Source organism: Vibrio sp. PID23_8 (genome assembly GCF_003584965.1).
Lineage (GTDB): Bacteria > Pseudomonadota > Gammaproteobacteria > Enterobacterales > Vibrionaceae > Vibrio.
Window position 1 is genome coordinate 340,605 of record NZ_LIXE01000001.1, and the last position, 12,314, is coordinate 352,918.

A 12,314-nucleotide genomic window follows, 5' to 3' on the forward strand; every position below is an offset into this window, starting at 1 on the left:
GCGATGAATACCGCAACGAACAACCTCTCGAGGGAGGCCGCAAATAAGCGAAGAGACAACATGCTACCAGATGGGCCAGATTGGACGTTCGCCCTTCTGGAGCGTTACCACAAAGAAATCAAACGTGTTGCTGAGTTTTACCGTCTCGACACTTACCCTAACCAAATTGAGGTCATCACTTCAGAACAGATGATGGATGCCTATTCCAGTATCGGTATGCCTATTAACTATAACCACTGGTCATTTGGTAAAAAATTCATTCAAACAGAACAGAACTATAAGCATGGGCAAATGGGGCTAGCGTATGAAATCGTGATCAATTCCAACCCATGTATCGCCTATCTGATGGAAGAGAATACCATCACTATGCAAGCCTTGGTTATTGCTCACGCTTGTTATGGACATAACTCTTTTTTCAAGGGCAACTACTTGTTCCAAACTTGGACGGATGCAAGCTCAATTATCGATTATTTGCTGTTTGCGAAGAAGTATATTGCAGAGTGTGAAGAGCGTTATGGCGTCAAAGAAGTAGAGCAGCTGCTTGATTCCTGTCATGCGTTAATGAACTTTGGTGTAGACCGTTATAAACGCCCGGAAAAGATTTCTATTAACGAAGAAAAAGCACGCCAGGAAGAACGTGAAGCCTATCTACAGTCTCAAGTTAACGATTTGTGGCGAACGGTACCGCAAGCAAAAACAAAAGACGAAGATATTAAGGTTCGCTTTCCTACTGAGCCTCAGGAGAATTTGCTCTATTTCTTCGAAAAGCATGCGCCCCTACTTGAACCTTGGCAACGAGAGATCGTCCGTATCGTTAGAAAAGTGAGTCAGTACTTCTACCCTCAGAAACAGACTCAAGTGATGAATGAAGGCTGGGCAACATTCTGGCATTACACCATTCTGAATCACCTCTATGATGAAGGCATCGTTTCAGAAAAGTTCATTTTGGAGTTTCTGCATAGCCACACGAGCGTGGTAGCACAACCACCATACAACAGCCCTTATTTCAACGGCATCAACCCTTATGCGCTCGGTTTTGCGATGTTCCGAGACATTAAACGCATTTGTGAAGAGCCGACGGACGAGGATAAAGAGTGGTTCCCCGACCTCGCAGGTTCTGACTGGTTAGACGCCCTGCACTTTGCAATGCACAACTTCAAAGATGAAAGCTTCATCAGTCAGTACCTATCGCCAAAATTGATGCGCGATTTCAAACTGTTTGCTATCAACGACGATGACCGTAAGAACTACATTGAAGTTGCTGCCATTCATGATGAAATGGGTTACAAACGCATCAGAGAAACACTGGCTGCGCAGTACAATTTGGCAAACTTAGAGCCAAACATTCAGGTATTTAATGTCGACGTCCGTGGTGACCGTTCATTGACTCTTCAATATGTACCCCATAACCGCATCCCTCTAGCGAAAAGCTATGAAGAGGTATTGAAGCACGTTTATCGATTGTGGGGCTTTGACGTTATTTTAGAGGAGATCAAGGATACAGGACATAGAGAAATCCTTTCTACCTGTCCTAAACGAAATCAGTACGAAACAAATATCTAAAGGGCTTTCGCACAAACCGATACGCTTGATCCTAAAACCAACTTAGAAGATGACACTAAAAAACAAAAGGCTCCTAATAACATAGGAGCCTTTTATCGTTAGCATTTTATCAATAGCTATTGCGCTTGCTTAGCCACGATGGCCCTTACGGTGTCGAGATCTTCTTGAGTATCTACACCGGCTGCTGGCGCATCTTTTGCTACCGCAACGTGAATTTTCTGACCATACCAAAGCACTCGAAGTTGCTCTAAACACTCGATTTGTTCAATGGCACTTGGCGCCCAATTTACGTAGGTATTAATGAAACCTGCTCGATACGCATAGATGCCGATATGACGCATCAGAGGATTAGCAATCGTCTTCTCTTGCTTGGCGAAGTTATCGCGATCCCAAGGGATGGTCGCACGACTGAAGTACATCGCGTAGCCACGTTCATCAGCCACCACTTTAACGGCGTTTGGATTGAAAACTTCATCTTCTGACTCAATTTCAACCGCCAATGTAGCCATCGGAGCATCACAGCCTGCTAAATTATCCGCCACTTGACGAATAATAGATGGCGGGATTAATGGCTCATCACCCTGAACGTTAACTATGATGTGATCCTCAGGGATCGCCATCTTTTCTACCACTTCCGCTAAACGTTCCGTGCCAGACTCGTGGTTTGGTGATGTCATGCAAACCTTGCCACCAAACTGTTCTGCCGCTGCAGATACACGCTCATCGTCAGTGGCGATAATCACATCAGCTGCACCTGCTTGCAATGATTGCTCGTAAACCCACTGAATCATTGGCTTACCACCAATGTCTGCCAATGGTTTGCCAGGTAAACGGCTAGATGAGTAACGCGCTGGAATAACAACCGTAAAAGACATTAACGTCCCTCGTCCATGCTCATGGTTCTTGCTTCAGGCTCAAGCAGAACAGGAATACCCTCTTTGATTGGGTAAGCAAGGCGATCCAATTTGCAGATCAACTCTTGATTATCTTTATCGTACGTCAGCTTACCTTTGCACACAGGGCAAGCTACAATCTCAAGCAGACGGTGATCCATAAGTCGCTTTAACCTCTTTTATTCGTTTTAAAATTCGCTCTGCATCCGTTGGTTCGAACTGAGCAGAAACAGGCAGATACCACCAATTGTCTTGCGCATAACTCTCGCATTTAACGGCATCTTTTTCTGTCATAATCACATTCGCCCCTTGTTGGGCCAATGTTTCTAATTCTTGTTGATCAAAGTCCTGGTGATCAGCAAACCCCTTGGTGACTTTGACATCCGCATTCATAACGTTAAGTGTATGAAAAAATCGTGGTGGGTGCCCAATGCCGGCAAACGCCACTATATCTTTCAACTTTGTAACATCCACTTGCTGTTTGGTCTTTAGATTGATGGCGTTCGATGGCGCAAGAGACATCGCAATTTCACCATGCTGCGCATGACCACCATTCGTAATGATGAAATCCACGCTTTCAAGCCGCTCCACCCCTTCTCGCAACGGGCCTAGCGGAATCAAACTTTCGTTTCCAAAGCGTCGGTTGCCATCGACAATCACAAGCTCAATGTCACGCTCTAGCGCATAATGCTGAAGACCGTCATCTGTGATGATGATATCAACCCCGGTATCAAGCAAAGCCTTTACGGCATTCGCACGTACGGGGTCAACAGCCACTTGCGCCCCCGTTCTGCGATAAATAAGCTTTGGTTCATCACCACAATGCTGGGCTGGCGTATTCGCATCTAAAATGAGTGGGTATTGCAAAGCTTTTGCGCCATAACCACGAGACACCACGCCTGGCTTGTAGCCAAGTCTTTTCAGTTGTTCCACCAGCCATACTACAACTGGTGTTTTACCATTACCACCTGCTGTAATGTTACCCACCACCACAATAGGTACTGGCGCTTTATAAGCTTGTTTTTTACCTGATTGATATTGCCGGCGTTTGAATTTGCTGATCGCGCCAAACAACAGACTTAGTGGCCACAAAAGTGGCCAAAAAAGGTATTTGAAAGGGTGGTTTTCAAACCAGATTTTCTCAATCACAGTGCTTAACCACCAAACTGAATGCGGTGAAGCTGCGCATAGGCACCATCTTTTGCAATCAAATCAGCGTGTGTACCGCGCTCAACAATAGCACCCTCATCCACAACCAAAATTTCATCTGCTTTTTCAATGGTCGACAGACGGTGGGCAATAACGAGAACCGTCTTATCTTTTTGCAGCTCATCTAATGCGGATTGAATTGCACGTTCAGATTCCGTATCCAGTGCCGAAGTGGCCTCATCAAGGATGAGAACTGGTGCATCACGCAACAGCGCTCGAGCGATCGCCACACGTTGGCGCTGACCACCAGAAAGACTGGCACCATTTTCACCAATCATGGTGTCGAGACCCTTTTCCATTTTACTGATAAATTCCATTGAGTGGGCTAAGGTAGCCGCCCTTTCAATGTCTTCAGTTGTATACTTAGCTTCTGTTGCGTAAGCGATGTTATTGGCAATCGTATCGTTAAACAAATGAACATTCTGAGAAACCAATGCAAATTGCTCACGCAGGTTCTTCAGCTCGTAATCCCGAATATCATGACCATCAAGAGTAATAGATCCATCACTCACATCGTAGAATCGGTTGAACAGGTTCGCAATGGTACTCTTACCTGAGCCTGAACGACCAACTAACGCGACGGTTTTTCCACGAGGAATATCAAAGCTGATGTTCTCAAGCGCAGGTTTTTCCGCACCCACATAGGTAAAGCTTACGTTTTTTACCGATACGTCACCTTTCGCGCGCTCAACGGTAAATTTACCTTCGTTCTTCTCTGGCTCTAGATCGACTAACGCAAATAAAGTTTGGCTTGCGGCCATACCACGTTGGAACTGTGACGTGACGCTAGTTAGTGCTTTAAGTGGGCGCATCAAGCCAAACATCGCCGAGAACACCACCGTGAAAGTACCTGGCGTCAATTGTTCTTTAATCGAATCGATGCTTGCTAGGTACAAAACAACCACAATCGCGATAGATGCAATCATCTGAATGATAGGGTTAGCTGCAGCCTGAGCGGTCACCAACTTCATACTTTGCTGACGCATTTGATTGCTCACTTTCTCGAAACGTTTGCCTTCGATATCCTGACCACCGTAACTCAATACAACTTTGTGACCTTTCAGCATTTGCTCTGCCGATGCCGTCACATTACCCATCATGGTTTGCATATTCTTGGAGATCTTTCTGAATCGCTTCGAAACAACACCAATCCCCCAAGCGACCAAAGGCGCGACTGCAAATAGAACTAACGATAATTGCCAGCTATTATAAAACATCAGTACCAATAGACCGATAATACTTGCACCTTCGCGGACAATGCTCACTAGCGCCTGGCTGGTCGCTGCAGACACTTGCTCAGAGTCATAAGTAATACGGGACAGCAAATTACCTGTTTTTTCCTTATCAAAGTAGGAAACTGGCATGTGCATGAAATGGTTAAACACCATTCGACGAACCAGCATAACCACATTGCCGGATACCCAACTCAAACAGTAGGTAGAGACAAAACCACTCACACCACGAATAAACATCATGGCGAAAACGATCAGAGGAAGCGTACGCAAAAAGTCTGATTCCGCATTACCAAAACCTTCATCAAGAAGCGGTTTTAGAAGTGAAATCATATAGGTATCTGAAATAGCATTAATCACTAATGCTATGATGGCAACGATCAGACCTGATTTGTAAAGGCGAATAAATTGCCAAAGACGCTTAAACGTCGCCCAGGTCGTTTCATCAGTATTTATCGACATAGAAGTGCTTTATTTTCTTACATTAAGACTCTTATTCTACCCCCTTACGCAGCATCTGCCTATACCAAGGCTCAAATGTATCACCACGTTTGGTTTCAAAATACCAATTGTTTTGACTAATAAACACGCTCACTTGCCCTTTATCTCCCGTATCAAGCCAATGAGCGTTGGCTTCCTGATACGCCGCTTTCACACTTTTTGCTGGCATTCCCCACTGATTGTTTTTCGCTAATGAGGCAATTGCCAATTTGGGCTTAACGGCGTTAACGAACTCAGAAGTGGATGAACTCTTACTGCCGTGATGTGGCACAAGTACGACATCACTAGCGACCAGTTCAGGCTGCCGAATTAAGATCCATTCACTAATGGCTTCTATGTCGCCCGTCAACAACAGTCGAAAGTGAGTTCGCGGATCAGTAAAACGAATAACGCATGAATGAGGGTTGTAAGCCCGCGTCACCCTTTTGGGAGGCCAAAGCACCTCAACCTTTAACCCCTGCCATTGCCAATTCTCACCAGCAACGCAAGGCTGAAAGTTAGTGTAATTCTGACTACTCAACTTATGGATCGGAGAAAACTGTGTTTCAATCACTAAGCGGCCACCAGCATGGTCTGAGTCTGCATGGCTGATGACGAAAGTATCAATCGAATCATATCCCCTTCGATGTAATATGGGCTCGATGACCTGCTCTGCAATGCTTCCTGAATGCCAAGATTTACCTGTGTCATATAGAATAACTTCGCCATCCTTTTCTATAATTACCGCTAAGCCATGGCCAACATCTAGTACGTCAATTCTCCAACGACCGTTTTCTCTTTCATCAAACACTGCCACACTCATCACGACCAAAACGACAACAAACAAAGCTTGCTTTACGAGAAAACGGTTAAACAGCACAAACAGGCATAAAGCCACCATCAACCACGTCGCCTCAGCGCTTAGAAACTGCCAACTTCCCACAGCAAACTGTATTGACCAACTCAGCGGCCAAAGCGCCCAGTCTAGTAACTGCCACAAGAAAGCAGATAAAGACTGAGACAGTAAAGAGCAGGCAAGAGCTAAAAACATTAAAGGCACGACAATAAAGCCAAACCAAGGAATAAAAATGAGGTTATAGATAATCGCTGATAGACTCGTCCCCGAAAAGAAATAACCACTAATAGGCACTATCAAAAAAGTAAGTACTAACTGAACGCTAAATAGCACTTTGAGCTTGGAAAACAAACTTCCTCTTTTCTGTTCAATCACATTGACCGCAAACAGTACCGCCACCACCGATAAATAAGACAACCAAAAGCTTATGCTGAGCGTCGCAAAAGGCTCCCAAAATAACTGTAATGCTACGGCAAGTAATAGAACTCGCCAAGGACTCCAATGCACTAAGAAAAGCTTTAACATCACGTAAACCACGCAAACAGCGGTCGCTCGAATTGTAGGCAGTGAAAAGTCAGCCAACCATGCATAACCCACCGCAACGGCCACACCAAAAAAGGCAGGCAACAAAATATGGTTAGGAAAGCCGTAACGAACGACGAAACCTAATCCCATACCTAAGCTAAACGCCATTCCGATATGCAAACCCGATATTGATACCAAGTGCAGCAGACCACTGTCGCGCAACTGACGCCAATCTTGCTCAGTAAGCTGTGAGCGTTCACTAAATGCCAAAGCCTGAATCCAGGCGAGATGTTGAAGCTGGGAAATATCATCCGTGACTGATTTGATGACATGTTGACGAAGTGAAGGTGTGGTACGGACAATCCATTTGGCTTGAGATGACACCGTTGATCTAGCAATAATGCCCTGACTCATTGCATGTTTTTCGGCATCAAATCCCGCTTCATTTCTTAACCCAAATACTGGCTTTAAGGTTGCTTGAGTCGTAAAGCGGCTGTTGACTGGGAGTGGGAAAGGGGTTATCAAACGGATTTTCGGTTTAAAAAAAGGTAACAGGCTTTGAGAGTTCACCCGACTTATCTCCGCAATTCCTTCGTATCCGTGACTTATTTGCTTAAAAGGGCTGCCAACTCGACCAATTATGGTAATATTCCCCTCTGCTTGAAACAGGGCTTGTCTTTGATACTCCATAATATTGCCATGGACAACGACAACCAAAATACCCCAAATTACGCCTATGCTAATAATGCCGCGATGTAATTTGATTATTAAGCCAGTGGCAATGATTCCCGGCAGCAACCAACGCCAATCTGGCATCGTCGGCCACCAGCTAGACGAAATTACGCTCGCTACAAATAACGCCAAGGTCCAACTTTTTTCTGAGAGAGTCATGTCGTCCTATGCCTAGAAAGCTGATAAAACGCTTCATGCCAGATCATGAACTGATCAAACGCCAAAAAGCACTAAAGGTCTTCGGCAACGTGCTGTACAACCCGAATCTATGGTGTTTAAACCGTCGCTCCGCGTCCGGTGCTTTTGCTGTTGGCCTGTTTATGGCGTTTGTACCGCTGCCGAGCCAAATGATCATGGCGGCAGGTCTTGCCATTGTGCTGGGTGTTAATTTGCCTCTTTCCGTTGCTTTGGTTTGGATCAGCAATCCAATCACTATGCCCGTGCTATTTTATTTCGCTTACAAGCTTGGGGCGCTCGTCATGCATGTGCCGCCACAACCGTTTAATTTCGAACTATCGTGGGAATTCATCATGCAGCAGATGAACACTATTGGTCCTCCATTCCTACTGGGCTGTGCAATTTGTGGGGTTACCTCTGCAATTGTCGGTTACTTTGGTATTCGAGGCCTATGGCGCTATTCCGTCGTTCGCAGTTGGCAAAAACGTAAAATAAGATAAGACGTTATAATACAAATCGCAGGTTACAGAGCTCGAAGTGAGAGACGATTAACGTCCGAAATGAAATTTGATGTCACTCGAGTATGAAATACTCTGAGCAAACTGAATAATAGAGAAAAGGACCGAATATCGGTCCTTTTTGCTTTATAACCTTTAACGGCTGTTCAAGCTTGAATGAGCCTCGCCTACTTATTTTGAACTTAGCACCGCCGCTGGATTGAGCTTAGCCGCACGAGAAGCCGGATACCACGTTGCCAACAAGCTGAGCAACATTGCAGTCATCGCCACTAGCGCGACATCAGGCCAATGCAACTGTGATGGTAAGAAGTCCACAAAGTAAATATCCCCCGACAAGAATTGATGACCAATCAAGCTTTCTATCCCTTTAATAAATGGGGTAAGGTTCAACGCAACCAAGACACCAGTAATACTGCCTACAAGACTGCCAAACACACCAGAAAACACACCTTGCCAAACAAAGATGCGCTTAATCAGGCCATCTTTCGCCCCCATCGTACGTAAAATCGCAATTTCAGCCGCACGGTCTTTTACCGCCATCATGAGGGTCGATACAATGTTGAAGCACGCAACACCTATCACCAATACCATTACCAAGTACATGATGGTGCGAACTAATTGAATATCACGATATAAGAAACCAAACTGCTGCTGCCAACTCTTTAGATACACGTATACGTCAATTAAGTTACCCACTTCTCGGACAATAGAGGGCGCATTAAGTACATCATCGGTCTTAAGTGAAATGCCCGTTACCCCATCCCCCAAACGCGCGTATTGCTGTGCATCAGCCAATGGGACCAGCGCTAATGAGTGGTCGATTTGCCCATTCAACGTTAGAAAACCCGCGACTTTAACCCGCACACGTTTTGGCGCTTGGACTTTATTGGTGCTGCCAGTCTGAGGGACCATCAAAGTGACATAGTCACCCACATCAACCTTTAGCTCATTCGCAACACCACGGCCCAAAATCACTAGCTGCTGGCCCGCATAGAAATTTTGCCATGCTTTTGGATCAATAAAATCCGACATACTTGAAACCGCTTGTTCAAAAGCAGGATCCACACCACGCACTTCAATCGCTTTTAGCTTGCTGCCCTTTTCTGCTAACCCCGTGAATCGAACGTAAGGGGCGGCGGCCACGACATGCTCATGGGTCATGGCTTGGTTCATTGTTCTAGTGTAATTGTGCAGTGGACCATTGACCCCCTCCAATTCACCATGTGGAATGACAGACAGCACTCGTGATTGCAGTTCACGCTCAAAGCCATTCATCGCTGACAAACCAATGATGATCACCGCCACACCAACGGCGATACCAATCGTTGAAGATAGAGAGATAAACGACACCATCTTGTTACGCTTTTTCGCGCGACTAAATCGACCGCCAATCATCAAGGCTAAAGATGAAAACAAAACTACCCCTCCACAGACGCAGGTTCGGTGGTAAAACGATCCACCAAAAGACCATCTTGCATATGCATTTGACGGTCCATCTTTGCTGCTAGCTCGTTGTCATGCGTGACCACGAGAAAAGCAATATTTGATTCTTGGTTTAATTCACGCATTAAGTCATAAATCGCTAGCGCAGTAGTATGATCCAAATTTCCCGTTGGCTCATCGGCTAAGACAAGATCCGGCTTATTCACCAATGCACGCGCAATGGCTACACGCTGACGCTCACCGCCAGACAGCTCCGACGGGCGATGGTCCATGCGATGTCCCAACCCCACTTTCTCTAGCAAAGCTTGGGCTGCTTCTTTCGCTTTATCGACCTTAGTACCACCAATTAGAAGCGGCATTGCCACGTTCTCAACTGCGGTAAAGTCCGCCAGCAAGTGATGAAATTGATAAACAAAGCCTAGATGCTTATTACGCACTGCCGCTTGTTTGTTCGAACTCAGTGTTGAAAGGTTCTGCCCTAAAAAGTCCACTTCGCCTTGTGTCGCATCGTCCAAAGCACCAAGAATATGAAGCAACGTACTTTTACCCGAACCTGATGAACCAACAATTGAAACCAATTCGCCTTTCTCGATATCAAAACTGACCCCTTTCAGCACTTCAGTATCTAGCGAACCCTCTCGGTAGATTTTGCGAATATCACGACATTCTAATAGCTTATTCATAGCGAAGTGCCTCAGCAGGTTTAACAGAAGATGCTCGGTAAGACGGGTAAATAGTGGCAGCTAAGCTCAGAGCAATCGCTAGCACTACCACTAATAAAATTTGGAATGAATCAATCACGATTGGCAAATGGCCACCAAAGCTAAACAAGGCAACGCCTGCCGCTTCCAGAATCGCATTTAGGTTGAGCGATAAAGCAACGCCGACAGCACCGCCAACAATCGCACCAATCACACCACTACTCGCGCCCTGTACCATGAAAATTGCCATCACTTGAGATTGTGTCATCCCTTGTGTTTTTAAAATCGCGACTTCGGATTGCTTCTCCATCACCACCATAATCAACGCAGAAATGATGTTAAACGCCGCGACACCAACAATTAGCCCCAGCATTAAGCCCATCATGTTCTTTTCCATTTTCACCGCTTGGAAAAGCTCACCGCGCTGTGCTCGCCAATCACTCCATTGCCAACCTTCCGGCATTGGTGTATCGGCAAAGTCAGTCACCATAAATGGGTCAGAGAAAAATACGCGCCAGCCGGAAACCGTATCTTGGGGAAAACGCATCAACTTAGCCGCATCGGTCATGTTAACGATCATAAGTTGGCCATCAACGTCTGAGCCTGTATTGAAAATACCAGCAACCGTGAAGTTACGTTGACTGGGGATTCGGCCGAAAGGGGTAAATTGCGTTGCGTCGGTGACCATCAATCGTACTTTATCGCCCATAGATACTTTTAGCGAGCGAGCCAAGCTATGACCTAAAAATACATTGTATTCGCCCGCTTGCAGTGAAGATAACCGACCGGCAATAAGATGATACGAAATCGGATCGCCTCGCTTTGGCTCAATGCCAATCAAATAACCCGCCGTTAGTTGCGCAGCGCTTTGTATTACCGCTTCCCCTCGGACGATAGGTTCAGGCTCAGCAATGGAGGACATTTGTTGGATAAACTCCGGTGAGGTATCAGTCAGTGGTGTTTTGCCATCCTGCTGCGAGATAACAGCATGAGGAAGCACACCTAGAATGCGATCTTTTAATTGCGCTTCGAAGCCATTCATCACCGAAAGCACCGTTACTAACGCCATCACACCAATCGTGATGCCCGCAGTCGACATATAAGAAACAAAACGGCTAAACCGATCTCCGGAGCGGCCCCGAAGATACCTTAAACCAATAAACAGTGAGATAGGATGATACATATAGGACAAATCAACCGATTGTTTAGATAGTACACTAGCGAGTATCTTACCTTACTCTATCTATGAAGATGACAAGATAATCGCTAAATTTGTCAACGACATGCAATAAGTCTGCATTTAGAACAAAAAGTTCCAGCAGAAAAACAGGTAAGCTTGATAACTTATCCTGATTAGCGATAATCAGAGCCCTATCTCTAAGTTAGCGTGCTCGTTGGCAGAAAAGGACCGATTTATGACAGAGCAAGAATACTTCACCGTACATCATAACCTGACGATCAACGTGGAAGCGTTAGGGTCTGACTTTGCTCTGCCAGATGAAAACACGTTTGTCTCAGAAATCCCTGCCCCTTTTATCGTGGCAAGCGAGTTCAGCCAATTAGATATGCTGGCAGACAAGGCGCGTCTTGAACTACAAAACAAAGAGCTAAAACACGTCATCAACCTGCTTGACACACAAAATGCTAAACTCAACCTACTGCTCAGTTTTATGCTCTCGCAGCAAGATGAGGCAATGGTGCGATTCCAAACCACTCAGTTTGGAGCGAGTCAACTGAGTTATCGATCGGATATTGAGATAGATGTAGAACAAGTCGTGCGCGTAAAACTCTTTTTAGACCATCCGGCAGCAGCCATTTACTGCTACGCTCAGGTAGTAGAGTGCGAACCTTCAGAACAAGGCTTTGTCATCACGCTTAGATACAAGTTGCTCAGAGAAACCGACCAAGATTTACTGATCAAAGCCGCGCTATACCAACAACAAAAACTACTACGTCAGCGTTCATTAGAGCGAGATAACAAATAA

Annotated in this window: 11 protein-coding genes; 3 read left to right on the forward strand and 8 right to left on the reverse strand. The window is 45.5% G+C overall.

Annotated features, from left to right (window positions below; translation table 11 throughout):
* The first annotated feature begins 3 nt into the window (after positions 1–3).
* Positions 4–1,563 carry a SpoVR family protein gene (locus tag AK966_RS01510; protein WP_099078585.1) on the forward strand — a complete coding sequence of 520 codons (1,560 nt, stop codon included), beginning with the start codon at positions 4–6 and terminating at the stop codon, positions 1,561–1,563.
* 116 nt (positions 1,564–1,679) lie between these two features.
* On the opposite strand, the gene kdsB is transcribed toward AK966_RS01510, so the two are convergent.
* Genes kdsB through AK966_RS01535 form a run of 5 tightly spaced genes read right to left on the reverse strand, consistent with a single transcriptional unit; the run spans position 1,680 to position 7,649 of the window.
* Positions 1,680–2,438: a 3-deoxy-manno-octulosonate cytidylyltransferase gene (kdsB, locus tag AK966_RS01515; RefSeq protein WP_119463408.1), complete on the reverse strand. Its 759-nt coding sequence runs from the start codon at positions 2,436–2,438 to the stop codon at positions 1,680–1,682.
* Complete coding sequence (locus AK966_RS01520) at positions 2,438–2,617, reverse strand: Trm112 family protein (protein ID WP_005378451.1); 180 nt, start codon at positions 2,615–2,617, stop codon at positions 2,438–2,440. The genes kdsB and AK966_RS01520 overlap by 1 nt, the downstream gene beginning before the upstream one ends.
* The gene (gene lpxK, locus AK966_RS01525) at positions 2,598–3,605 is read right to left on the reverse strand and encodes a tetraacyldisaccharide 4'-kinase (protein ID WP_119463409.1); all 1,008 of its coding nucleotides are present in this window, start codon (positions 3,603–3,605) and stop codon (positions 2,598–2,600) included. The genes AK966_RS01520 and lpxK overlap by 20 nt, the downstream gene beginning before the upstream one ends.
* A 5-nt stretch (positions 3,606–3,610) precedes the next feature.
* A complete protein-coding gene (gene msbA, locus AK966_RS01530) occupies positions 3,611–5,359 on the reverse strand; it encodes a lipid A ABC transporter ATP-binding protein/permease MsbA (RefSeq protein WP_099078582.1) in 1,749 nt (582 codons plus the stop codon).
* 31 nt (positions 5,360–5,390) lie between these two features.
* Positions 5,391–7,649: a DNA internalization-related competence protein ComEC/Rec2 gene (locus AK966_RS01535; protein ID WP_119463410.1), complete on the reverse strand. Its 2,259-nt coding sequence runs from the start codon at positions 7,647–7,649 to the stop codon at positions 5,391–5,393.
* A gap of 8 nt (positions 7,650–7,657) precedes the next feature.
* Between AK966_RS01535 and AK966_RS01540 the strand changes: the two genes are divergently transcribed.
* Complete coding sequence (locus AK966_RS01540; RefSeq protein WP_099078580.1) at positions 7,658–8,167, forward strand: DUF2062 domain-containing protein; 510 nt, start codon at positions 7,658–7,660, stop codon at positions 8,165–8,167.
* 189 nt (positions 8,168–8,356) lie between these two features.
* Here AK966_RS01540 and lolE read toward each other — a convergent pair whose 3' ends face one another.
* The 3 genes from lolE to lolC are packed head-to-tail and all read right to left on the reverse strand — an operon-like array spanning position 8,357 to position 11,512.
* The gene (lolE, locus tag AK966_RS01545; RefSeq protein ID WP_099078579.1) at positions 8,357–9,601 is read right to left on the reverse strand and encodes a lipoprotein-releasing ABC transporter permease subunit LolE; all 1,245 of its coding nucleotides are present in this window, start codon (positions 9,599–9,601) and stop codon (positions 8,357–8,359) included.
* Positions 9,602–9,603: 2 nt separating this feature from the next.
* Positions 9,604–10,311, reverse strand: coding sequence for a lipoprotein-releasing ABC transporter ATP-binding protein LolD (gene lolD, locus AK966_RS01550; RefSeq protein ID WP_099078578.1), 708 nt, complete (start codon positions 10,309–10,311; stop codon positions 9,604–9,606).
* Positions 10,304–11,512, reverse strand: a complete 1,209-nt coding sequence (gene lolC / locus AK966_RS01555; protein WP_182852556.1) for a lipoprotein-releasing ABC transporter permease subunit LolC — start codon at positions 11,510–11,512, stop codon at positions 10,304–10,306. The genes lolD and lolC overlap by 8 nt, the downstream gene beginning before the upstream one ends.
* 232 nt (positions 11,513–11,744) lie before the next feature.
* Here lolC and AK966_RS01560 point away from each other — a divergent pair, with 232 nt between their 5' ends.
* Complete coding sequence (locus tag AK966_RS01560) at positions 11,745–12,314, forward strand: PilZ domain-containing protein (RefSeq protein WP_099078576.1); 570 nt, start codon at positions 11,745–11,747, stop codon at positions 12,312–12,314.

Coding starts and splice junctions, on each gene's coding strand:
- kdsB (WP_119463408.1), bottom strand. CDS start 2,438: ATGTCTTTTACGGTTGTTATTCCAGCGCGTTACTCATCTAGCCGTTTA.
- AK966_RS01535 (WP_119463410.1), bottom strand. CDS start 7,649: ATGACTCTCTCAGAAAAAAGTTGGACCTTGGCGTTATTTGTAGCGAGC.
- AK966_RS01540 (WP_099078580.1), top strand. CDS start 7,658: ATGCCTAGAAAGCTGATAAAACGCTTCATGCCAGATCATGAACTGATC.
- AK966_RS01560 (WP_099078576.1), top strand. CDS start 11,745: ATGACAGAGCAAGAATACTTCACCGTACATCATAACCTGACGATCAAC.
- lolD (WP_099078578.1), bottom strand. CDS start 10,311: ATGAATAAGCTATTAGAATGTCGTGATATTCGCAAAATCTACCGAGAG.
- AK966_RS01520 (WP_005378451.1), bottom strand. CDS start 2,617: ATGGATCACCGTCTGCTTGAGATTGTAGCTTGCCCTGTGTGCAAAGGT.
- lolC (WP_182852556.1), bottom strand. CDS start 11,512: ATGTATCATCCTATCTCACTGTTTATTGGTTTAAGGTATCTTCGGGGC.
- AK966_RS01510 (WP_099078585.1), top strand. CDS start 4: ATGAATACCGCAACGAACAACCTCTCGAGGGAGGCCGCAAATAAGCGA.
- msbA (WP_099078582.1), bottom strand. CDS start 5,359: ATGTCGATAAATACTGATGAAACGACCTGGGCGACGTTTAAGCGTCTT.